25 protein-coding genes are annotated in these 23448 nt (G+C 48.6%); 10 read left to right on the top strand and 15 right to left on the bottom strand.

Annotated features, from left to right (window positions below):
* Positions 1-2: 2 nt before the first annotated feature.
* A complete protein-coding gene (chrA, locus tag FIM25_RS10285; RefSeq protein ID WP_139448941.1) occupies positions 3-1205 on the bottom strand; it encodes a chromate efflux transporter in 1203 nt (400 codons plus the stop codon).
* A 14-nt stretch (positions 1206-1219) separates the two neighbouring features.
* Positions 1220-1528 (bottom strand): PadR family transcriptional regulator, encoded by a 309-nt coding sequence (locus tag FIM25_RS10280; protein WP_139448939.1) that lies wholly within the window; start codon positions 1526-1528, stop codon positions 1220-1222.
* Between the two features lie 923 nt (positions 1529-2451).
* Between FIM25_RS10280 and FIM25_RS10275 the strand changes: the two genes are divergently transcribed.
* The 3 genes from FIM25_RS10275 (at position 2452) to FIM25_RS10265 (ending at position 3797) form a co-directional block, all read left to right on the top strand.
* Positions 2452-2637, top strand: coding sequence for a hypothetical protein (locus FIM25_RS10275; protein WP_139448937.1), 186 nt, complete (start codon positions 2452-2454; stop codon positions 2635-2637).
* Positions 2638-2809: 172 nt separating this feature from the next.
* Positions 2810-3385: a hypothetical protein gene (locus tag FIM25_RS10270; RefSeq protein ID WP_139448935.1), complete on the top strand. Its 576-nt coding sequence runs from the start codon at positions 2810-2812 to the stop codon at positions 3383-3385.
* Positions 3386-3593: 208 nt separating this feature from the next.
* Positions 3594-3797, top strand: coding sequence for a cold-shock protein (locus FIM25_RS10265; RefSeq protein WP_139448933.1), 204 nt, complete (start codon positions 3594-3596; stop codon positions 3795-3797).
* An 81-nt stretch (positions 3798-3878) separates the two neighbouring features.
* Here the strand turns inward: FIM25_RS10265 and FIM25_RS10260 are convergent, their stop codons facing one another.
* The 3 genes from FIM25_RS10260 to eno all read right to left on the bottom strand — a co-directional run bounded on the left by FIM25_RS10260 (position 3879) and on the right by eno (position 7769).
* On the bottom strand, positions 3879-5525 hold the full coding sequence (locus FIM25_RS10260; protein ID WP_139448931.1) for a CTP synthase: 1647 nt from the start codon (positions 5523-5525) through the stop codon (positions 3879-3881).
* A 60-nt stretch (positions 5526-5585) separates the two neighbouring features.
* Entirely contained in the window at positions 5586-6413 is an 828-nt protein-coding gene (locus FIM25_RS10255; RefSeq protein WP_139448929.1) for a hypothetical protein, read from the bottom strand.
* Between the two features lie 75 nt (positions 6414-6488).
* Positions 6489-7769: a phosphopyruvate hydratase gene (gene eno, locus FIM25_RS10250; protein WP_139448927.1), complete on the bottom strand. Its 1281-nt coding sequence runs from the start codon at positions 7767-7769 to the stop codon at positions 6489-6491.
* Positions 7770-7982: 213 nt separating this feature from the next.
* Here eno and FIM25_RS10245 point away from each other — a divergent pair, with 213 nt between their 5' ends.
* A complete protein-coding gene (locus FIM25_RS10245) occupies positions 7983-8390 on the top strand; it encodes a hypothetical protein (protein WP_139448925.1) in 408 nt (135 codons plus the stop codon).
* A gap of 296 nt (positions 8391-8686) precedes the next feature.
* On the opposite strand, the gene pyk is transcribed toward FIM25_RS10245, so the two are convergent.
* The 5 genes from pyk to rsmG all read right to left on the bottom strand — a co-directional run bounded on the left by pyk (position 8687) and on the right by rsmG (position 15792).
* Positions 8687-10084, bottom strand: a complete 1398-nt coding sequence (gene pyk, locus FIM25_RS10240; protein WP_139448923.1) for a pyruvate kinase — start codon at positions 10082-10084, stop codon at positions 8687-8689.
* Positions 10085-10118: 34 nt separating this feature from the next.
* Positions 10119-11516: a DNA polymerase III subunit delta gene (gene holA / locus FIM25_RS10235; RefSeq protein WP_139448921.1), complete on the bottom strand. Its 1398-nt coding sequence runs from the start codon at positions 11514-11516 to the stop codon at positions 10119-10121.
* A gap of 74 nt (positions 11517-11590) precedes the next feature.
* A complete protein-coding gene (lspA, locus tag FIM25_RS10230; RefSeq protein ID WP_139448919.1) occupies positions 11591-12082 on the bottom strand; it encodes a signal peptidase II in 492 nt (163 codons plus the stop codon).
* A 129-nt stretch (positions 12083-12211) separates the two neighbouring features.
* Positions 12212-14995 (bottom strand): isoleucine--tRNA ligase, encoded by a 2784-nt coding sequence (gene ileS / locus FIM25_RS10225; RefSeq protein WP_139448917.1) that lies wholly within the window; start codon positions 14993-14995, stop codon positions 12212-12214.
* Positions 14996-15081: 86 nt separating this feature from the next.
* Positions 15082-15792, bottom strand: a complete 711-nt coding sequence (gene rsmG, locus FIM25_RS10220) for a 16S rRNA (guanine(527)-N(7))-methyltransferase RsmG (protein ID WP_139448916.1) — start codon at positions 15790-15792, stop codon at positions 15082-15084.
* 144 nt (positions 15793-15936) lie between these two features.
* Here rsmG and FIM25_RS10215 point away from each other — a divergent pair, with 144 nt between their 5' ends.
* Positions 15937-16182: a hypothetical protein gene (locus FIM25_RS10215; RefSeq protein WP_139448914.1), complete on the top strand. Its 246-nt coding sequence runs from the start codon at positions 15937-15939 to the stop codon at positions 16180-16182.
* 58 nt (positions 16183-16240) lie between these two features.
* Here the strand turns inward: FIM25_RS10215 and cls are convergent, their stop codons facing one another.
* The 5 genes from cls to FIM25_RS17085 form a co-directional block, all read right to left on the bottom strand.
* Entirely contained in the window at positions 16241-17665 is a 1425-nt protein-coding gene (gene cls, locus FIM25_RS10210) for a cardiolipin synthase (protein WP_139448912.1), read from the bottom strand.
* 137 nt (positions 17666-17802) lie between these two features.
* On the bottom strand, positions 17803-17922 hold the full coding sequence (locus FIM25_RS17685) for a GxxExxY protein (protein ID WP_281279320.1): 120 nt from the start codon (positions 17920-17922) through the stop codon (positions 17803-17805).
* Positions 17923-18002: 80 nt separating this feature from the next.
* Positions 18003-18656 carry a DUF4276 family protein gene (locus FIM25_RS10200; RefSeq protein WP_139448910.1) on the bottom strand — a complete coding sequence of 218 codons (654 nt, stop codon included), beginning with the start codon at positions 18654-18656 and terminating at the stop codon, positions 18003-18005.
* Positions 18653-19732: an AAA family ATPase gene (locus FIM25_RS10195; protein ID WP_139448908.1), complete on the bottom strand. Its 1080-nt coding sequence runs from the start codon at positions 19730-19732 to the stop codon at positions 18653-18655. The genes FIM25_RS10200 and FIM25_RS10195 overlap by 4 nt, the downstream gene beginning before the upstream one ends.
* A 317-nt stretch (positions 19733-20049) precedes the next feature.
* Entirely contained in the window at positions 20050-20190 is a 141-nt protein-coding gene (locus tag FIM25_RS17085; RefSeq protein ID WP_179953299.1) for a hypothetical protein, read from the bottom strand.
* A 107-nt stretch (positions 20191-20297) separates the two neighbouring features.
* On the opposite strand from FIM25_RS17085, the gene FIM25_RS10190 reads away from it, so the two are divergent.
* The 5 genes from FIM25_RS10190 (at position 20298) to FIM25_RS10170 (ending at position 23434) form a co-directional block, all read left to right on the top strand.
* Positions 20298-21530 carry a tyrosine-type recombinase/integrase gene (locus FIM25_RS10190; protein WP_179953298.1) on the top strand — a complete coding sequence of 411 codons (1233 nt, stop codon included), beginning with the start codon at positions 20298-20300 and terminating at the stop codon, positions 21528-21530.
* A gap of 2 nt (positions 21531-21532) precedes the next feature.
* Positions 21533-22180 (top strand): hypothetical protein, encoded by a 648-nt coding sequence (locus FIM25_RS10185; protein ID WP_139448904.1) that lies wholly within the window; start codon positions 21533-21535, stop codon positions 22178-22180.
* Positions 22181-22275: 95 nt separating this feature from the next.
* Positions 22276-22464 (top strand): helix-turn-helix transcriptional regulator, encoded by a 189-nt coding sequence (locus tag FIM25_RS17890; protein WP_139448901.1) that lies wholly within the window; start codon positions 22276-22278, stop codon positions 22462-22464.
* Between the two features lie 41 nt (positions 22465-22505).
* A complete protein-coding gene (locus FIM25_RS10175) occupies positions 22506-22964 on the top strand; it encodes a DUF5681 domain-containing protein (RefSeq protein WP_342774338.1) in 459 nt (152 codons plus the stop codon).
* Positions 22961-23434, top strand: coding sequence for a hypothetical protein (locus FIM25_RS10170; protein ID WP_139448896.1), 474 nt, complete (start codon positions 22961-22963; stop codon positions 23432-23434). Before FIM25_RS10175 ends, FIM25_RS10170 begins: the two co-directional genes overlap by 4 nt.
* Positions 23435-23448: the final 14 nt, after the last annotated feature.

Raw genomic sequence — 23448 nt, 5'->3', positions numbered from 1 at the left:
TCTCAGATGAAAGAGAGCAGAAGACCTCCCAGAGCTGTCAGCAGAACCACCATCCAGGAAGGAAGCTTCCATACGGAAAGAAGTACAAAGGCTGCAAGGGCCAGAGCAAACTCATGGGGCCCCAGTATGGCGCTGGTCCATACAGGATGGTACAGGGCAGCCCCAAGAATACCAACCACTGCAGCATTGGCACCCTGCATCAGAGAAAGGGCTCCAGCCATCTGACGGAAATGGTTCCAGAATGGCAGGACTGCCAGCAGAAGAAGAAAGCCCGGCACAAAAATACAGACAAGGGCCAGACCTGCAGCCAGCAGAGCAGGCAGATCCCCACTACCCACCATACCCAGATAGGCGGCAAAGGTAAACAGAGGACCGGGAACCGCCTGAGCAGCTCCGTACCCGGCCAGAAAAGCATCCGGACTCACCCAGCCGGACTGAACCACTTCAGCCTCCAGAAGCGGCAAAACAACATGTCCCCCGCCAAAAACAAGGGCTCCTGCACGATAAAAGGCATCCACAAAAAGAAGCCCCTGTACAGGCCAGATCTGTGCCGCCACAGGTAATCCTGCCAGCAGCAGCAAAAAGAGCACCAGACAGAACAGTCCCCCGCCGCGGGATACCGGTACCTGAAGATGGCCCGGAGAAGCCTCACCTTCTCCCCGGCACAGCCATAAACCTGCCAGAGCACCGCCCGCTATGGCCAGGACCTGACCCGTGGCACCTCCCATGGCAATGACCAGCACCACAGCTCCAAGGGCAATGGATGCCCGAACCCTGTCCGGGCACAGGGTCCGGGCCATACCCCAGACCGCATGGGCCACAATGGCCACAGCCACAATCTTAAGTCCCGTAATAAGCCCCATACCCACAGGGCCTTCCAGAAAAACTCCTCCCAGAGCAAAGAGGATGAGAAGAAGGGCCGAAGGCAGGGTAAAGGCCAGCCATGCGGCAAAGCCGCCCATGAATCCTGCACGCATCAGCCCAAGCCCAAAACCCACCTGACTGCTGGCAGGGCCGGGCAAAAACTGGCAGACGGCCACAAGATCCGCATAGTCCTTATCACTGAGCCACTTTCTCCGGTCCACGAACTCATTGCGGAAGTAGCTCAAGTGGGCAATGGGGCCTCCAAAAGAGGTGATACCCAGCACACCAAAGGCCTTCAGCACTTCTCCCACACCTGCAGCCCAACCCTTATTTTCTTTCATTTCCTCCTCCATTTTTAGGAATCTTCTCCTGCAGCCTCTCCGGCAAACTCTCGCATCTGAACAATGGCAGTCCCAAGCCCTTCCCTGCCCTGTTCTGTAATCCGGTACAGCCTGCGCCGGGTTTTACCCTCCTGATCCTGATGCGACACAAGGTATCCTTTTTTTTCCATGGCATGGAGCATGGGATACATGGTACCGGGACTAAGCCTGTAACCATGGTGAGCCAGTTCATCCATCATCCACTGGCCGCATATTTCATGCCGGGCCGCATGGTGCAGCACATGCAAACGTATAAAACCTGAAAGCAGATCCTGAAATTTCATCCTTCCTCCTTTTACGAATCCCGATATCGAAATTCGATATAGATTTATATATTTAATCCGTCAAGTATTGTCTGATCACAAAACAAAAAACCAATGGGCCGAATCCGTAATCAGAAAACCAAAGACCCGGATACAAAACTTGACAAAATTTTAAAAGACACCATTGTTATAAGAAACAAACCTGATATACTATATTCAAATTTTTTAAAGGTTTGTCGCAAAAAAGTATGGGAACGGAAGGGCCGCCGCCTGATATGCGCTCTAAAATGAAACGGCTGAAAAAAGCCGACCTTCCTGATCTTAGTAACCTGCCACCCTCAAGAGAAGGGTTTCTGCACATGAGAATACCCGCCTGTGGGTGACCATTTCCGTTCCCAACATCTTATGGGCAGCCAGAAGGCCTGCCCCAACTGCCTGGATGCTGAATCTGAGCTCAGGCAGTTTTTTTTGAACACACCCTGGTTCAGCGATGTACACAAAAAAATATTTGCTAGTCGTCCAGACGCGGCCAATCAGTAAAAAATAAAAATCCAAAAACAAAACAGCGTACCGCAAAAAAACAAACAAACCAGCTAAAATTTTAGTTGTTTTTTTCCTGAATTAAAGTATATTCCCATGGAAACTTCGGAGAAAAAAGATAAATCCTCTAAAGAATTTTCTTCTTCAGCAGATTCTGGCGTATAATTTTTTCTCCATGTCTGCAAACGAAAGTGTCCTGCACCAGGGCACACCATCCCGCACCGGAATACGAAAATACAGTGCCTGACCATAAAACCTTCTTTGCAGGGTACTTGCCTGCCAAAGAAATCTGTTCCTTAGCCGCAGACTTTTTATTTCAGACCCGGCACAAACACAGGAATGAATTCTGTTCAATTACTGTACGTTTTCCTTCATCTTAAAATAACGGATACAAACAAAACACCATGGACAAAGCAAAAAAAGCACGCATTGAAGCGCAGTTATCAAGAATGATAAAAGAAAATGGCAAAAAAATTCAAACTATACAAAAAACTGTTGATTCATCCCCTTCCCAGTCAGGTTCCAGTGCAATTCACGTGATCCGAAGACGCAAGGGAAATCCGGAAGAACGCATTCCAGTTTCCGCATGATTCAAAAGTCTGAACGGACTTTTTCCATGTTCAGAATACAGGTATTTTTTTTCACAAGATACCCCACAGCCTGATCCTGTTCATATGGTAAAATATATCTCCATGCTGAACAGTTTCAGCCCGCTGAAAATCCGATACTATTTCGTTCGGCCATTACAAAAAGGAACTCCCAATGGCATTGAACATAGGCATGATGCGCATTCCCCTTACCACACGTTTTGGGGAACTGCTCATTGAAAATGGCCTGGCCAGCCCGGCACAGGTCAGTCTGGCCCTTGCCAGACAGGAAGATCTGCGTCTTCAGAACCAGCATATACGTATCGGAGAACTCCTGCACAAAGAATGCGGAATCGACAAAAAGGCCATGGAAAATCTTTTCCGTACGGATATCTTCCGACAGATCCTTATGCGTCTGCGTGTGCTTATATCCGAAGAACCGGACCTGCCCAAAGCCCTTTCCTGCATTCCCATCCATGCACGCATTACCGCTGAGGAACCTGAAGGCTTACAGGGTGAAGCTGACTTTCAGATTATTCTGCCCGAAAGACAGGATCAGGCCTTTTCCCTTTGTCTTGCCTTTGACTTCAGATTTTCCGATCACTCCACAACCATTGATCTGCCCGAAGCCATCGATCAGATCAAAAAAGGTATCCATGAAACCATGGAAATCCCCCTTGCGGAACAGGAGCAGATTGGTCTTTCCATTGAAAACCTCAGATCCGTTCTTTCAGAAACAAAGAACACCTGAAAAAACACCCTTCGCCTTTTTCAAAATGACTGCGAAATAATTATTGACAGCCCAAATACATTTCTTTAGACTTTTAACATTAAACAGGTGCAATGCTGTTGGCGGAAAAATAACGGGCAGCAGACAATCCAAGGGTTGTATGCAAATCCATTAAAATGCCAATTCCAGGCACCATATTTAGATACACACAGACGTTAAGGAGAAAAAATTGGCAGAAGGCACTGTAAAATGGTTTAATGAGACAAAAGGTTTTGGATTCATTGCTACGGATTCCGGTCAGGACGTATTCGTACATTTTTCTGCAATCCAAAGCAGTGGTTTCAAAACGCTTCAGGAAGGTCAGAGAGTTCAGTTTGACATTGTTAACGGTCAAAAAGGCCCGGCTGCTGACAAGGTTGTACCTCTGGGTTAATTTAACATCCTAAAAAATTCCAGCGATCGTCCCTGTTATATTTTCAGGGACGATCGCTTTTTTAATGGAAAAAGACCCTCATCATGCCGAACGTTTATTGGCAAGGGATGCTGCAATAAAATCCCGGAATAAGGGATGGGCGTCCATGGGTCTGGACTTGAATTCCGGATGGAACTGACATCCCACAAACCATGGATGCCCTTCCAGTTCAACAATTTCCACAAGATCCCCATCCGGAGACACCCCTGAAAAGACAAGCCCTGCATCCTCCAGAGCCTTGCGGTAAGCATTATTAAATTCAAAGCGGTGACGGTGCCGCTCAGAAATATCCCTGTTTCCATAGGCTGCAAAGGCCATGGTTTCTTCCTTAAGAATACAGGGGTATGCCCCAAGACGCATAGTCCCGCCCTTTTCCGAACGGATATCCCTGTATTCCTTTTCCCCTGTACGGGGATTCATCCACTCTGTAATCAGGTGAATAACAGGATCAGGTGTATTGGGAACAAATTCAGTACTGTGGGCCTTTTCCAGACCCGCAATATTTCTGGCATACTCAATCACTGCCACCTGCATTCCAAGGCATATTCCAAAATAAGGAATTTTTTCTTCCCTTGCATAGCGGGCAGCCAGAATCTTTCCTTCCACACCCCGCTTGCCAAAGCCACCGGGAACAAGAATACCATCTCCATTGCTAAGTTTTTCAGGCAGATTTTCCGGAGTAAGGGTTTCAGAATCCACAAAATCAAAATGAATCTTTGCATTGTTGGCTATACCCGCATGCATCAGGGACTCATTAAGACTTTTATACGAATCCGCCAGATCCACATACTTGCCAACAATCTTTATACGAACATCGCTTTCCGGATTCCGGAAACCATGAACAATGCGCTCCCATGACTCCAGGCGGGGCGCCCTTGCCCAGATACCCAAAAGATCACATATTTTATCATCCAGCCGCTGATGATGATAAACTATGGGGACCTCATAAATACAGTCCACATCCTTGGCCGTAATCACGCAATCCGCACTCACGTTACAGTACAGCCCGATCTTGCGCTTCAGGTCTTCGCTTAAAAGACGGTCTGTCCGGCACAAAAGGATATCCGGCTGTATGCCTATGGCCCGAAGATCCTTGACACTGTGCTGGGTAGGCTTGGTTTTCAGCTCTCCTGCAGTGGCAATGTAGGGCACCAGAGTCAGGTGGATGTAAACTACATTATTTTTTCCCTCATCGGCCCGCATCTGGCGAATGGCCTCAAGGAAAGGAAGACTTTCTATATCCCCTATGGTACCACCAATTTCAATAATGGCCACATCTACATCCCGGCCGATGCGACGGATACTTTCCTTAATCTCATCGGTGATATGGGGAATCACCTGTACCGTCCCCCCGAGATACTCCCCCCGCCGTTCTTTCTGTATTACGGCATTGTAAATCTTACCTGTGGTAAAATTACTGAACCTGTTCATACGCACGGAAATGAAACGCTCATAATGCCCTAGATCCAGATCCGTTTCCGCCCCGTCATCGGTAACAAAAACCTCTCCATGCTGGAAAGGACTCATGGTTCCGGGATCTACGTTAATATAGGGGTCCAGCTTCTGTATGGTGACACGCAGGCCCCGGCTTTCCAGAAGAGCACCTATGGATGCCGATGCCAGCCCCTTCCCAAGTGAAGAAACAACACCGCCCGTAACAAAAATATACTTTGTGGTATGATTGCCCATAATATTCCCAGAATTCATAAGGTTTAAAAAAAGACCCCGGAAAGGCCGGGGGGAAACTGCTTACTGATAACGTCTTCGCAGGCGTTCCAGATTCAGCTCAATTTCCATAAGAGGATCTTCCCCGCCTTCAAGCATGGGCAGGGTTTCAGAATGGCTATATTGCTGCCTGATACGGTCTATGACAAAAAGGGAGGCGCTAAAATTATCTTTACGCACATCCTGCACCTGTATCCTTTGCAAAAGATCCCTTTCACCCTCGAATATTTCTATCCTAAGCGGCCATGCAGCCCCGTCAAAACGCTGCCAGTCCAGATAGCGAAAGGTCACTTCCCGCTTTCTGCCCCCTTCTGTACCCTGAACCAGTTTCAGCGCCACAGGATATAGATTATCCTTATCAATAAGAATTCTCGTACCATCCGGAGACCCTAAACGATAACAGATACGCCCGCCGTAACGGATAAGCCCGGTCCTTTCCATATCCAGCCCCGATTCCATGAGCAGGGAAATCAGCATGTGCCTGTCCCTGAGCAGCAGGGGAAGATAAAAAAAATCTTCCATGCCCGGTGTTTCCCTGACAATGACACCATCCAGCACCAGAAGAAAACGACCCTCTCCCGTTGCAATGCGTACACGCCTGCCATCCTTTGTTTCACTACGGAATGCATGGGGAAGGTTGAAAAGAAAGACATCCTCCACCCTGGAAACCTCTCCCTCTTTTTCAGAGGCAGGCAAGGCAATCAGGGTATCCAGACGCACCTTGCCCGTATTACCCATGGATCTGACCATTAAATCCAGCATATGGGGGCCTTCAGGAATGAAAGCCTGTAGGGAAAAGGGCATCAGAAAAAGAATCATCCCCATAACAATTCCCCTGCCAGCTCCTTTCATACAGGCCTCCTCCCTGAAAAAATATGGCATTGAACATCTGATCCAACGAAATCCCCTGTTTATCAAGGCACAAAACTATTCACCCGCAGGAAAAAGATTTCCTGCATACACAGCAGCCTCTCCCAGCTCTTCTTCAATACGGATCAGCTGATTGTATTTTGCAACACGATCGCTGCGGGAAAGGGAACCTGTCTTAATCTGGCCTGCATTAACACCCACAGCCAGATCCGCAATGAAGGTATCTTCCGTCTCTCCTGAGCGGTGGGAAATCACCGTAGCGTAGCCTGCATTTTTTGCCATTGCAATGGCTTCCAGAGTCTCACTCACCGTACCGATCTGATTGAGCTTGATCAGAATGGCATTGGCAATCCCATCTTCAATACCTTTTTTCAGAATAGCCGGGTTGGTGACAAAAACATCATCCCCCACCAGCTGCACCCGACCGCCAAGGCGACGGGTCATTACAGCCCAGTTTTCCCAGTCCCCTTCCGCAAGGCCGTCTTCAATGGAAACGATGGGATAGCGGTTCAGAAGATCTTCATAATAATCTATCATTTCTGCAGCAGACAGAACACGACCTTCTCCTTCCAGATGATAGGCACCGTCCTTATAAAACTCACTGGCTGCAACATCCAGAGCCAGAGCCACATCCTTGCCAGGGGTATAACCCGCCGCTTCAATAGCTTCCATAATTAAAGCAATGGCCTGCTCGTTGCTCTCCAGATCCGGAGCAAAGCCGCCTTCATCGCCCACAGCGGTATTCAAACCCTGTTTTTTCAAAAGACTTTTCAGATGGTGGAAAATCTCTGCCCCCATGCGAACGGCATCGGTAACATTGGAAGCCCCCACGGGAATGACCATGAATTCCTGAATATCAAGACTGTTGCTGGCATGGGCACCACCATTGATGATATTCATCATGGGTGTGGGCAGAGTATTGGCTGCAATACCGCCCAGATAACGGTAAAGAGGCTGACCATGGGAATCGGCACCGGCACGGGCCGCAGCCATGGAAAGGGCTAAAATGGCATTGGCTCCCATGCGTGATTTATTTTCCGTTCCATCACACTCCAGCATGGCACGGTCCAGTCCAACCTGATCCGTTGCATCATAGCCTAGAATTTCAGGGGCCAGCAGTTCCATAACATTGTTCACCGCCGTACGAACCCCCTTACCCAGATAGCGGGAAGCATCAGCATCCCGAAGCTCCAGAGCCTCACGCACCCCTGTAGAAGCTCCTGAAGGTACGGCAGCCCGGCCTGCTGCTCCATCGGACAGGAGGATATCCGCCTCCACCGTAGGATTCCCACGGGAATCCAATACTTCCCTGGCCCGAACATCAATAATTTCCGTCATGATATATTCTCCTTGCTCTTGCTGACCTTAAAAATCAACTATATGAAATTAAAAGATTAAAACACATTTTAACAATATACTCAGATTGACAAAAGTCCATGAACTGATACTCTTCATGGAATTTTATGTCAAGGAAGCCTGTATCAGGCCAGCAGGACAATACCCCAGATACGCCAGAACCATAAACAAAGGCCATTGCCGGAAAGGAAAACCATGCACGGAAAAAGCCCCTATGAAACAGCCCATCTTCTGGTGGCTGCCATCCGCGTCTGTACCCACCAGAAAAATGGTATCCCCCCGGCAATAACCGACATATCCTCCATTCTGAAAATGTCAGCGGAAGAAATACTGATTCTCATCCGTCAGATGGAAAAGGCCGGAATTATTGAATGTATTGATCAGGCAGGCACATCCCGTTATTTCATTGAGGATATGCAGGCTCTGGAGACACTGCCGAAGCACCGGGAAGAAAAAGCCATACAGGCAGAAATTGAGTCTTTTAAGAATAGCAGACAGAAAAAAAATATGGAAATTGAAAATTTCCAGAAAAAACAGAAAGAAAAACAAAAAGAACTTTTCAGCCAGCTCAACCGTAAACTTGGATCCGATGAAGTCAGGTAAAATAAAGAACCATAGCTGTCAGACTATACAAAGGTCAGGCTGTTTGCCGCTTCTTATTAGCACTCCGGCACTCAAGCTTTTAAAAGCCCATTATTTTCATAGCAGGCCTTGGTGTTATGGCTTGAGTGCCGGAATCCGAAACGATTGCAATGTCACTCACAAACAGCCCTATTGTCTTTTGCTGGAACCACGGCTTTGAAATTAATACACAATCTCTCAGGGTAAAATGTGCTGAATAATTACTATGGATCTTGAATGCCGGATTCCTAGAGCTTCTTTACCTGTGGGAAAGTGGCCTAAAGCACCCGCACCTTCACCATATTGGTTGTTCCCTTCTGCCAGATGGGATGCCCTGCCGTAAGAATAACAGACTGACCTGCCTTAGCCAGTCCTGCTTCCAGAGCCGCATTGCCAGCCTTTTCAATCATGGTGTCAGTATCCTGCTCCTCTTCAAAGAGCCTTGGTATGCAACCCCAGTGGAGACAGAGCCGCTGCACAACCTTTGCCTCAGGGCTTAAGGCCAGAATGGGACATCGGGGCCTGAACCGGGCAATCTGGGCAGCAGTAAACCCGCTGCGGGTGGGTGCCACCACAGCAGCGGCATCCAGCTCGTCGGCCAGCATGGCCGAAGCTCTGGCTACGGACTCCGGTACACCTGAGTCCTCGGGCTTTTCCCGGTAACGTTCATGGGGAAAAATCCTTTCCGCACGGGCCGCTATCTTTGCCATATACTGCACAGCTTCCACGGGAAATGTGCCCATGGCCGTTTCTTCCGAAAGCATGAGGGCATCGGTACCGTCCAGTACGGCATTGGCCACGTCATTGGCCTCGGCCCTTGTGGGTCTTGGGCTTTCCACCATGGATTTCATCATCTGCGTGGCTATGATCACAGGTTTTCCGACCGCATTGGCCATGCGTACCAGATCTTTCTGGATGTCTGGCACGTTTTCCAGGGGAATTTCCACCCCCAGATCGCCCCTGGCCACCATAATGGCATCAGCTTCCGCCAGAATTTCCACCATATTATCCAGGGCTTCATGTTTTTCTATCTTGGCAATCACAGGAGTATCCTGCCCGAAAGCAGCCACAATGGTCTTCACTTCCCGGATATCTTCAGCGCTGCGCACAAAGGAAAGGGCCACATAATCCACACCGCAGCCAAGACCAAACTCCAGATCCAGCCTGTCCTTTTCCGTCAGAGCCGGAATTTTCAGGGTGCCTGAGGGAAGATTAATGCCCTTACCCGATGTCAGCACACCGCCTGTCACCACGCGGCAGCCAATTTCCACAGCCCCTTTTTCCAGCACAAGCAGTTCCATCATGCCATCGGCCAGAAGCAGGGTATCTCCCACGGTCACATCCCGGGCAAGCCCCTCATAGGTCACGGGAATAACCTCTCCGGCATCCTCCAGGGTTGAAAGCCTGATTTCAGAACCCGCCACAAGGCGGACTCCCTCATGGGGCAGTTTGCCCACCCGGATTTTAGGACCGCAGAGATCCTGAAGAATGGCTACGGGTATATCTAATTTTTTAGATATGGCACGGATACGCCGTATCATGAGACCATGGTCTTCATGGCTGCCGTGGGAAAAATTTAACCGGGCCACCCGCATACCCGCCCGTATCATGTCTTCAAGAATATTCTCACTGGAACAGGCAGGGCCTATGGTACAGATAATTTTTGTTTTTTGCATGAAAATACCTTTCAGACAATACAGCCTCTTTGTTTTATGCAACCCCTGAACCCAGACCAATGCGCAGAATGGCAGACTCAAGAACCTTCGTTGCATCCATGCCGGACTTGATACGCAGGTCCGCTTCCGCAAGAATTGCCATGGCCTGCTCCAGCTCCCGCCTTTCAAAACGCTCTGCCCGCAAAAGGGTCTGATAAATGGGATAAGGATTTTTCCCGTTCCCGGCAATTCCCAGATCCGTTGCTTTGGCTGCCACCTCACCGCTATCGTCCCATTCCTGACGCATGGCTTTAAGGGCCGCCTCATGATCCAGAAGGGCGGGCAGAACAAAACGGGTGAAACCATCATAGGCCATGCGCCGGGTCCAGCCTTTGCCCGCAGGAGAAATGAGAAAATCCATGGCCGTCACAAGTTTTCTGAACTGATTCACCAGTGCTGAAAGGGCCTGTAAAGGATGCATACCGTCTTTAATGAGACCGGCAAGGGAAAAAAGAGCTTCGGAGGCATTCCGGTCCGCCACGGCCCCCGTAAAAACGAAGATGGGATCCTGCCGGGTACGAACAAGAACTTCCTCCACATCCTTAAGGGTAATTCCCTTTCGATCCCCTGCAAAATCCGCCAGCTTTTCAAGGTTGGCCACAAGCATGCGCAGATCAAAACCCGTCAGCTCCAGAAGACGGCTGGCAGCTCTGGGATCAATGGTTTTACCCGCCCTGCCAAGAACCCCAACAAGGCATTCCCGCATCATTTCGTCCCTGGCTTCCCGGTCCTGACGCCGGTTTCCCGAAGGCACACTGCAATCCACCACACAGGCCGATGCGGCAAGTTTTTTATAAAGCACCCTGCGCCTGTCCACCTGATCCACGGTAATCAGCAAATGATGCCCTGCAGAAAAACCCTTTTCAATGGCCTTTAAAAGGAGTTCTCCTTCATCCATGGAATCAGGAACTTTCAAACCCTTTTGCAGGCAGGTCTCTGCCAGAGGCTGCATCCATGCATCTTTTTCAGAAATCTTCTTTTTCTTTCCACCCGTGGATACAAGGGATTCCAGAGTCATGCCCTTCAAAGCCAGATATCTTAGAAAAAAAGGAATGGCCTGCTTCGTTTTGCCCTTTTGGGCTGCTTTTTCGGCTTTTTCCGCCAGTGCCTGGGCCTCACTCCCGGAATCAAAAATACGGGCCCCCAGCAATCCCACAACCTTGCCTGAGCCAAAAAGGGAAAAGGTGCTGATCTCTTCCAGGGCATCCCGCAGCCTCACCTGTGCCCCTTCCAGAGCCTCAAAGGCTTCTCTGGAACCAAGAGCAGCTGCAAGCTTTTCCACGGCATTATCACAGAGAAAGGACTCACCATGTATCAGAAATACAGGAGAAAAACCCTCTTTCTCCTGCTGCCGTAAAACCTCAGACAGCTCCGTATAACGAATTTCCACCATGTAAATACCCCTTGAAAGGGATTTTCACCCCGGATTCTGCCTTTAAATTGATTCCCTTTGATTGCCGGGCAATGCTAAAAACCCTCTGGCAGTTTTTTAAACAGCACATGGAAAACAAAGATACCCATACCCACGCATATAGCCGAATCCGCCACATTAAAGGCCGGCCAGTGCCAGGTTTTCCAGTACACATCAAAAAAATCTATCACGTAACCAAAACGTATGCGGTCGGTCATGTTTCCCACAGCCCCGCCGAATATCAAAGCCAGACCCGTCCGCAGCCACAGAAAATTCATGGGTGTTCTGTGATAGAAATAGAGAATCATCAGGGTGGCAAGGCCAGAGACAAAAATAAAGACTATCTTACGGATCAGCTCACTCTGCCCCGCAAGGAAACCGAAGGCTCCACCGGGATTGTGTACATGGGTCAGATCAAAAAGACCGGGAATCAAAGGAATGGAACTGCCATATACCATGCCAGTATGCACAAGGTGCTTGGTCACCTGATCTGTGAGCACCACAAAACTGGCTACCCAGAGAAGAAAAACGATTCTTTGATTAATCATGGAACTCCTGTTTCTGCCATAGGGTTGATGCAGATGCAAGGGCATTGCCCCGGCAATAAGGCAACAGCAATGGCAATTTTCATAAACCATAAAAACGCCTTTAACTGCCTGCCGGAGCAAGGGTAAAAACTATACCATTTCCATGGTTTCCATAGCCTTCATGCAACGATCACAGATCTCGGGATGATCCGGAGAATGCCCCACACTGGCATCCCGTACCCAGCAGCGCACGCACTTTTCACCGCCCGCCCGGACAACACCGATGAAAAGCTCCTCAGAATCTGCTGCAGGCGCAAGACCCTCGGAGCTGTCCTTTAAGGTCACGGCACTGACGATGAAAACATTTTTCAACAAGGCAGTGTCAAAACCCGCCAGCAGCTCAGCGGTTTCACCACTGGCCGCCAGAAGCACCTCGGCATCCAGGGGATGTCCGATGGTTTTTTCCCTGCGGGCCAGTTCCAGCATCTTGAGCACTTCGGAACGAACACGGGAAAGACCTTCCCAGCGGGAAACCAGTTTTTCATCGCTAAAGCCCTGAGCCTTGGGCATGGCTGCCAGGTGTACACTTTCTTCCTTATCCGTCCAAAGGGGCATATGGGGCCAGACTTCCTCTGCTGTAAAAGGAAGAATGGGTGCCATCATGCGAACAAGGGCATCCACAATGCGGAACATCGCCGTCTGGGCGCTGCGGCGCAGGTTTCCTGATGCAGCTTCCGTATAGAGCCGATCCTTGATAATATCCAGATAAAATGCCGAAAGATCCAGAGTGCAGAAATTATGCAGACCATGATAAATCGTATGGAAACCATAGTTCCCGTAGGCCTTTTCCACCCGGCCCACCAACTGATCCAACCTGTGCAGGGCATAGCGGTCCAGTTCTGTGAGATCGCTATCCGCCACACTGTGTACCGAAGGATTAAAATCATAAAGATTGCTGACGAGAAAACGGCAGGTGTTTCGGATACGGCGGTAAGCTTCGGAAAGCTGGCGCAGAATATTATCTGAAATGCGCACATCATCCTTGTAATCGGAAGAAGCCACCCAGAGACGCAGAATTTCCGCACCATGCTGTTTGATAACCTTTTCCGGAGCAATGACATTGCCCACGGATTTAGACATCTTCCGGCCTTCTCCATCCACCACAAAGCCATGGGTCAGCACAGCACGGTAAGGGGCCTTGTCCTTCAGACCCACGGAAGTGAGAAGGGAGCTGTGAAACCACCCCCTGTGCTGATCACTGCCCTCAAGGTAAAGATCGGCAGGCCAGGAAAGCACATCCTTTCTTTCCTCCAGAACAGCCATATGGCTCACACCGGAATCAAACCATACATCCAGAATATCACTTTCCTTTACAAAACGGGCAGAACCGCAGTCACAGCATTTTGCTTCACCCGCAAGGAAATGGGAAGCCTCCTGCTCAAACCAGACATCTGCTCCCTTTTCAAGGAAGGTTTCATAAATCCGGTCTAAAGTCTCATTATTCATGAACAGACTGCCGCAGTCCTCGCAATAGAACATGGGGATGGGAACACCCCAGGAACGCTGACGTGAAACACACCAGTCAGGCCTGTTGGCAATCATTCCGAAAATCCGCTCCCGGCCCCATTTGGGAATCCACTCTACACGGTCAATTTCCTCTAAGGCTTTTTTCCTGAGTTCATTGTTTTCCATGGAGATGAACCACTGGGGCGTGGCCCGGAAAATCACAGGTTTTTTACACCGCCAGCAATGGGGATAGCTGTGCGCCATATCCATGCGATGGACAAGATGCCCGGCTGAGGCAAGCTTTTCCATCACCATTTCATTGGCTTTAAAGACAAAAACCCCCGCCAGATCTTCGCCCACCTCTTCGGTGTAACAGCCATTGTCTTCCACAGGGGAATAGGGTGGGAGACCATAACGCCCGCCCACAATATAGTCATCGGCACCATGGCCGGGTGCCGTATGCACACATCCTGTTCCAGCTTCCAGGGTTACATGCTCTCCCATGATCACAGGGGATATACGATCATAAAACGGGTGAGTACACTCAAGATTCTCAAGCTCTTTTCCCGTCCACTCCCCTGCAAGGGAGAAACTTTCCACAGCAAAACTCTTCATGAGATCTTCGGCCATATCCTTGGCCACAATGCGGATGCGATCACCCATGTCCACACCGGTATAAACAAAATCAGGATGCAGACAGATACCTAAGTTGGCGGGGATGGTCCAGGGTGTTGTGGTCCAGATCAGCATATCCACAGGCTTGCCAAGGCCCAGATCCTTTTTCAGGGGGAAAGCCACAAAAATGGAGGGGGACCGCTCGTCCTTGTGCTCAATTTCCGCCTCAGCCAGTGCGGTCTGACAACTACAGCACCAGTGGATGGGTTTTTTCCCACGATACAGGCCTCCGTTCAGGGCAAAAAGACCGCAGGCCTTTGCAATGGCCGCTTCATAGGCAAAGGCCATGGTCTGATAGGGATTGTCCCATTCACCCATCACCCCCAGCCTTTTGAACTCCTCGCGCTGAACATTCAGAAAATTCTCAGCATAGCTCCGGCACTGCTGACGGATCTCTACCGTACTCATCTCTTCCTTTTTCTTCCCAAGCTTTTTATCCACATTGTGTTCAATGGGAAGACCGTGGCAGTCCCAGCCCGGTACATAGGGCGCATCAAAGCCAGCCATCTGCCGGGAACGAACAATTATATCTTTCAGAATCTTGTTCAGGGCCGTGCCGATGTGGATATTACCATTGGCATAGGGAGGCCCGTCGTGCAGGATGAACTTAGGGCGGCCCGCACTGGCGGAACGGATTTTTTCATAAAGTTTATTTTTTTCCCAATCCGCAAGCTGCACAGGTTCCCGCTGTGTCAGACCTGCCTTCATGGGGAAATCCGTTACCGGAAGATTCAGACTTTTTTTATAATCCATGGGAAAATACTCTCCAGTATTCAAAGGGTAAAGTGTCACAGACACGGTAATATTCTGATGCTACCTTATATATAAGGCTGGAATATCTAAGCCATCTTGACCGATGCTGTCAAGGAAGGCATAGCCTCCCGCCGCCGTATAAGCACCACGGAGCGTTCCCCACCGCCAAAGGGCAGGCCATAGGTCCGGCAGTCCATTACAAGCTCAGGAAACAAAGGGGCTGCCGCCGCTGTTTCATCCCTTCCATCGGGACCTTTCATGGCAATGATACTTCCCGATGGTCCCAGAAAGGGAAGGCCCAAGGAAACAAAACGTTCCAGAGAAGTAAAGGCCCTTGAAACCACGCATGAAAAATCTTTTTCTTCCAAAGATTCCACACGGGTATGCAGGGCTCTGGCATTGGTAATTTTCAGGGAGCGGATCACATCCTGAACAAACACCATTTTTTTCTGCACGCTATCCACCATCAGCACATCCAGATCCGACCGCATGAGTGCAATGACCATACCGGGAAATCCCCCACCGCTTCCCATATCCAGCACCCTGCCACCAGCAGGCAGATGGGAAATGACGGCAAGGGAATCCAGCACATGCTTTTCCGCCACCTCCAGAGGATCTGTAATGGCCGTCAGATTGATCTTTTTATTCCAAAGAATCAGGTTTCTGACATGCAGGGCAATACCTTCCAGCAGATCCGGGGCCAGATTCAGGCCCATGAGTGCGGCACCTTCTTTTACCTTTTCACACCATAAGCTGTCTCCTGCCTGCATGGCTTTCTTCCCTTCTTCGTTAATCATCACAGTTAATTCATTTACAGATCTTTAAAATTTCAATAAGATTCAACGATTTTTAAATCTGCAACCCTTAAAATCACAAACATTTTAGACATATTTTAAAAAAAACAGATCGGCAGTTCCGTACAGAAAAGGAAAAACCACCCCATGAAAAGTTTTTTTTCTTCCCCTTATCAGCTGTTTTACGCTTTTCTCATGCTTGTTTCCCTTGGGTTCAGCCTCTTTGGCGTCCATGTACTGCGCCTGGCCTATCTGCTGGAAGAACCCGGCTATTTCATTCTTTTTTTCTTTTCTGCAAATTTCATCATCCTGTTCAGCCTTTCCTTTGCCCTGATCTCCTTTTTCCGAATCAAGGCAGATCGGGACAGAAACCATAGGGATACAGATACCTGAACACAGAAGCAGCCAGAAGATCAAAATTATCCCTCCGGATACTACCCTGATGATTTTTTTACAGAACAGGAGAAAAAAGACTGGCAAAACGCACGGCAAAACGAAAAAACCACTCTGGCCTGGGAAGAACACTTCCGTCAACCTCTAAAGAAACCTCAAAATCCTTCTCCAGCATACGGCAGACCTGAGCCGCCATGTTTTTATCCGCAGCAATCAGTGTAATTTCAAAATTCAGATGAAAAGAACGATTATCCGCATTGGCAGTTCCCACGGCAGACAGATGATCATCCACCAGAATCACCTTCTGATGCAAAAAACCCGGCTGATAACGAAAAAACCGGATACCTTCCATGGCAAGCTTCTGGATACAGGCATAGCCCGCCAGATCCACAAGCCAGAAGTCCGAGCGTGAAGGCAGAAGAATACGCACATCAACCCCCCTCAGCGCAGCCATCTGCAAAGCCTGCATGACCGCATCATTGGGAACAAAATAAGGGCTTGCAATCCAGACCCTTTTCTTTGCAGCGAGGATGAGATTGACAAAAAGAAGGGAGCATGCCTCCAGATGATGGGCAGGGTCCGTGGGCAGAACCAGCATGGGGATACCCGGCGAGACTGCTCTTTCCAGCTTCCAGTTCAGGAAAAGCTGTTCCCTGGTGGCCCAGTACCAGTCCCCCTCAAACACCCTTTGCACGGCCATGACCGCAGGCCCTTCAAGTTCCATGTGGGTATCCCGCCAGCATCCGAAACGCAGACTTTTCCCCAAATAATTCTTTCCAATATTATGACCGCCCACAAAGGCTTTTTTACCATCAACCACCACAATTTTCCGGTGATTACGGAAATTGAGCTGAAAACGATTAAACAGCCCCCGGCGTGTAAAAAAAGGCCGGAACTGCACACCTGCTTCCCTCAGCTTTCGGCCATAGGCTGATTTCAGTTTGCGGCTGCCTATCTCATCATAAAGAAAATAAACCCTTACCCCCTGCCCTGCCTTTTTTATCAGAAGATCCTGCAGCTCTTTTCCCAGAGAGTCATGGCGAACAATAAAAAATTCCAGAAGAATATAATCTTCTGCCTCAGAAATCGCCGAAAAAATAGCCTCAAAGGTATTTTTGCCATTGATTAGAAGCCGGGCCTGATTCCCATCCGTAAAAGGTGTCTGTGCCAGATTCTCCATGACCCGGAAGGTTTCTTCCTGATTCTCACGGGGAAAGACCCTGAATTTTTCCAGAACTTCATTCTGTAAAGACACTTCCGGAGCTTTTTCAAACTGCCCCTGACGCAGGGCCTCCACATAACCCTGAAACTTGTTTCTTCCAAAAATCAGATACAGGGGCAGGGTCAGCCAGGGGAAGGTAATAAGGGCAATCATCCAGGCGACGGCACCCTGAGAGCTTCTTGCATACATCACAGCATGCACAGCCATCAGTATGGCCAGCATCTCCACAAGGAAAACAACAATGGCAATAATTGTAAGCATAGACTCTTTCTAAAAAAAAATAGCCCTTAGATCTGTTCCGCCCCATAGTCACAAGCACAGAAATCAAGGGAAGCTTTCTTCTTCACAGCACAGGGAGGGTTCCACAACAGCCGATTGCAATGGATTTGAAAAGGACTCTATACAAATTCCAATTCCAGACACTCCTGATAAACAGCTTCCAGAAATGCGCACCTCATTTCCCAATAAACCTCAAACACAGCACCACAGATAGCGTAGGTCTCTTCTTCAAAAAACAGTTTTTTGTCCGCGGAAGTTGTAAATATTTTTTAGTCCACCCTTCTTTTCTCAGCCGGGATCAGCTTCTGTTCAAATACCCTCATACAGCACCTCCAGAGTTCAGCCCCTCAAGTCGTTTAATCCAGGCATCAAATAGCGGGCACTCCCGACGAATAGTCTCCAGGCCGATATCCAGTGCAATCAAGGAACCGTGAGCGACTTTGTCGTAAGTGTCACAAACAGACAGGATGCGCTTGGAAGGTGCGGTGGTTCGACCATCATTAATGTGTTCCGGGGTAGCAAAATCATTACGGACACGGGTCAGGCTGTGGACAATGTGCTCATCATCAAACCACTCGGCAAAAACGCTTGGATCACTAAAAAGCAATCCCTCAAATTCATGCACAAGGATGTTTGAAATAAAATTGGGCTGTGCCATATCCGCCTGAAAAGCGCTCTCTACAATTTTGGCTCTGGTCAGCGAGTCTCCCTTTAAAGTCATTGCGGGAAAATCGGATGGAAGCCCATAAAAATCCAGCAAGGTTGTAACCCAGGCGTTCGCATCTTCCTTACATTTGTTCTCAACCTGCCATTTAACCTTACCGTAGGAAGTCAGGCCGCCTTTGCCTTGTGGCCCCGTGCGAATAATGATCGAGTTCAGCCATATATTCATACGCTGAAAATGCGGCCCCAGAACCTCACGGACAAAAACATCTTCGGTTTGTCCTTCGCAGAAAACATGTACACGGATCATCTCGTCGGCCTCCCACCCAGAACATTCTTCTTCCAAAGTTCAGCCAATGAATATTCATTGAGCCAGTTTTCCAGGGCTTTGGAGTCAAGTCGATGAAGGTTGGTGTACCCTTGCCTTCGATCCGCCACGATGACATTTTCAGATGAAAATTCATTCAGGAGATCGGCAGACTGAGTTGAAACGATAAGCTGTCGTTTTTTGGAAGTAGAACGAATCAGTGATGCGAGGAGATTAATGGCAAAAGGATGCAGACCAAGTTCCGGCTCATCAATCAGAATGGTTTCCGGTTGCAGTTTTTCGGGCTGCATCAATACCGTAGTCAGGCAGATGAAACGCAGGGTACCATCGGAGAGCAGATGCGCTTTGAATGGTACATCTTCACCTTTTTCAGTCCACTCCAGTTCAATCTGGTCTTTGCTGTCCGGCTGGGGGCGAAGCATAAAATCCCCAAAAAACGGGGCAACCAGCCGAATAGTCTTCACAATTCGATTGTAGCTTGAAGGATACTGCTCTTTAAGCAGATAAAGGAAGGCTGCCAGATTACGAGCATCCGGACGCAGATAAAGGTTGTCATTGATACCATGCCGCTGTTTTACCAGGGCAGTTTCGCTGGTGTCATGAAAATGGTAAAGACGCCAGCTTTTCATAGTTTGAATGGTGCATTGGTTCATCCCGGATCTGTGAGATTCGGCATTGGACTCAAAGTGGCCTGAGCCAAAACTTTTATCACCGTTCATCTTCCACCAAAGATTTTCTTCGACAAACATCATGCGGTTATCCTGGGTTGGCTCCAGGGTAATTTTATAGCCATTATTGCCGAAATAAAGTTCCGCACTCAGCATAGAAGTCTTCTTCCGGCCAAAATGCAGCAGTGCATCCGGGCCGCCCTGCCTGCTGACAAATAGCTGGAGCCTGCCTTCCAGCATTTGCTGGATCAAACGGAAAAAGCCAATAAAGTTGGATTTACCAGCTCCATTTGGGCCGATCACCACATTCAGCTCTTTGAGTTCCAGATCACACTCTCGGATGGATTTGAACCCACGCAGTACGATGCGTGACAATTGGTTCGGGTTCATGATTGCGTTCCTTTGTTGTCCACGAAAGTCACTGAATTATTAAAATTTGAATCCATCTTACTATATCACGGGCATCCTTGATGGTGCGTTCGTGTCGGTTTCTTAAGGTTTTTCCAGAGGCTGTATCATGAGGTTCCTCTTGTGACACGGCTCACATGGAAACGAGCGGGCATGGCCGCCACGTCCAAAATTAAAGCCCAACCGAGATAAAAAGTCATTTTTTTCCATTATACCTGCCTGCCGCTCTTTATGACATTGATTCTAAGGATAAAACAGGGATATTTTTGGTGTTTCAATTTCAACAAATAAAAAAAGGCTTACAGCTCTATGCTGTAAACCCTTGATTTTCTTGGCGCGCCCGGAGGGATTCGAACCCCCGGCCTGCGGATTCGAAGTCCTAAAACACTGCATTTTACCACACCTTCCAGAACATCATCAAACATCATATTTGTTGACATTATAAAACCTTATCCTTAAGCTGGCTTTTAGGATGCCTTATGGTTTTTTGTGCTTCCTGCTTACTATGTGCTTACTTTTAAAAACACGAAAAGCCAGAGGTGACGGTATGAAACTGACAAAAAAGGTTATCGACTGCTTACTTTTACCGGAAGAAAAACCCTTTTTCATATGGGATGATGAATTAAAAGGATTCGGTCTCCGGGTTAACCCTTCCTCAAAAGTCTACATTGTTCAGGGCCGGGTGGGTGGAAAAGTACGGCGTGTGACCATTGGAAAGCATGGCACGTTCACCCTTCAGCAAGCCCGTGAGAGGGCCGCTGACATACTCCGGGAAATGGTTCATGGGAAAGATCCTGTTACAGAAAAAAAACGCAAGGAGGCCCTATCTGTAACGCTGGAAGAAGTCAAGAATGCATATATAAAAGACCGATCATTAAAAGCACGAACCGAAACCGATATAAGGCGGCATGTAAGGGACAATTTTTCAGAATGGAAGGATAAGCCCATTTCAGGGATTACCCGGCAAAAATGCCTTTCCAGATTCAGAGAGATCAGCGACCGCAGCCCAGCACAAGCGAACCAAGCCTTCAGGGTGTTACGTGGTCTTCTCAATTATGCCATGGCAACATACAGGCCAGAAGACCGGCCCATACTAACAGAAAATCCCGTAAGTATAATTAGTGACGCAAAGTTATGGCATAACGTACAGGCCAAAAACAGGCGGATTCCAAACAATCAGGTGGGAATGATTTTTAATTTTTTGCAGAAGGAGCGGGAAAACCCCTTTAACACGGATGAAGGCCGCACCGTTGCGGATGCCGTTCTGTTCATGCTTTTAACCGGAGCCAGAAGGACAGAGGCCTTGTCCTTGAAGTGGGAGCATGTGGACATTCAGGGGCAGTCATGGAGGATCCTTGACCCGAAGAACCGCCACCCCGTTACCCTGCCCTTAAGTACCTTCATTTGCACCCTGCTTTCAGAAAGGCCGAGAGTGAACGACTATGTGTTTTTTTCAAAGAAGGCCACCACAGGGCATATCTCAGAGCCTAAGCACACGGTAAAGAAAATATCTGAAATGATAGGCACCACAATTTCATCCCATGACCTGAGAAGGACATTCAGGGCGATTGCAGGAGAATGCGGAATTGAATTATGGAGGACCAAGTTACTGTTGAATCACAGGATGAGCGGGGACGTTACCCTTGAGAGCTACACAGAAACCAGCGATTGCAGGTATCTGTTGCCTGAAATTCAAAAAATATCCGACTGGGTAGAGAGGCAGGGCGTACAGGATGCAGCGGGGAACGTGATTACCCTGAACCATGCAAGGAGCGCATAAAGATGAATCCTGAAGAACTGGAAAAGCTTAAAAGCCTTCTTGAAAAAGAACCGATTATTCATGAATTCAATAAGCAGACCGGAAAAGACATTGAATGGTTACTTCGAGAAGTGCGGGTTACTCCCAATAATGACCACCCCAAAGCATGGCCTTTTACATGGGCGGGAGTATTCAAAAACCTTGGCACAGCAATGCTTGCCATACAGAACGCAGCCCTTCTTGTCTGGTTATGCAGGGATAGTTACAACAACGGCACCGAGGAACAACGGGAAAGGGTATCTGATTTTATCGTAAGCCAAACCCGGCACCTTATGGATGAAGAAAAGAGGCTTAAGATTAAAGACATGAAAACCCTTTATGAACGAGGGAAAAAAAACCTTGAAGTGACTTCGGCGGCCGGGAAGGATTCAAGGTGTGTGACACCAGAGGAAAAAGAAAGAATTATAAAAGAGGTTGATGATTTTCTTGCTAAGAAAAAGCCAGGAGAGAGTACTAAGAGGTATTCAGGAGAGGCGGCTTATAAACATGTTTCCGAAAAAATCATTAAAGAGAAAGAAAAGAAGGGCGATAAAACAAGAGGTTACAGCATAAGCAACATTAAAGGAATATACACTAAGCGAGGAGAGAAAAGGGAGAATAAACCACAATAAGAAAAAACATGGACAAACGGTAGAGATTATCGAACGAGAAGAATTTATAGTGCCTTCCAGAGTTACTTTTACTTTTAACCTGGAGGGCTTTTTTTATGCAAAATTCAGAATTTCTTACAACGGCACAGGCGGCGGATTTTTTGGGACTTAAAAAGGGAACACTTGAAATCTGGAGGGTGTACGGCAAGGGGGCGGCATTCATTAAGATGGGGCGGGCTGTTCGATACCGCCGGGAAGACTTGGAGCGGTGGATAACCGATCAAAAAAGAACCCACACGGCATAACCCCCCCCAGCTTGGCTAAGATTTTAAAGAAAGGATTTTAAATGCCTGAAAGCACAACCGAAACACGGGACACAGAAGCACGGGACAAGACCGGGAAATGGAAGAAAGGACAGAGCGGGAACCCACAGGGGCGGCCATTGCAGAACGTAAGCCGTAAGCTTTTAATGGAAAACGCTGAGGATCTGACACAAAAGGCAATCAATCTTGCCATGGATGGAGACACCACAGCACTTAGCCTTTGCCTGAACCGGATCATGCCAGCACTGAAAAGCTGTTCACCTTTAATAGAGGTGGACACCGAGGGAGCCGGGAACATGGCAGACCGGGGACTGAAGATCATAGACGCAGCCACAAGCGGCCAGCTTGCCCCAGACCTTGCGGGACAGCTTTTACAGGCCTTGGGTACACTGGCACGGATTGACGAGCTGGAAGACCTTAGAGACCGTCTGACAGCAATCGAGGACGCAATGAAACAACGTAAAAAGGAGACAAGAACTTGAACATTAAGAACGCAGTTTATGAAGCCATGGACAACGGGGAAAGAGTTGTCGCAGCACTTAAGGCAACACAGCGGGACGATGCGGCAGAAGTGCAACGGCTGAAACGAACCGCACCGAGGCGGACTTACAGTCAAATTGATGAAGGTTTTGCGGGAACCATGGAGCGGGTGAGCCTTGCAAGTGCTGCTTTCCTCCTGGACGAAGCAAGGGAAACAATAAACCTTGCGCTTGCCATAACAACGGAAGACCGGAAAACGGGCAACCTTCAGAGGATTGCAAACATAAACGAGGCGAAAATTCAGTTTCTGGGGCGTTTAGGCGTACCCCGTGACCTTGCGGCAGAGTACGGGCCACCACCGCACCCATTAACAGAGGACGCACGGCAGGCAGCACCTGAGCCAGACATGGAAGCCGTGGAATACATGCTTTCCGTAATTGATGAAACCGCAGAAGCATGGAACGGACTTTAAACAACCAGACCTTA

Source organism: Desulfobotulus mexicanus, from assembly GCF_006175995.1.
Classification (GTDB): Bacteria; Desulfobacterota; Desulfobacteria; order Desulfobacterales; family ASO4-4; genus Desulfobotulus; species Desulfobotulus mexicanus.
Note: the sequence above shows the minus strand (reverse complement) of the source record. Positions and strands in the feature narration are given on the sequence as shown.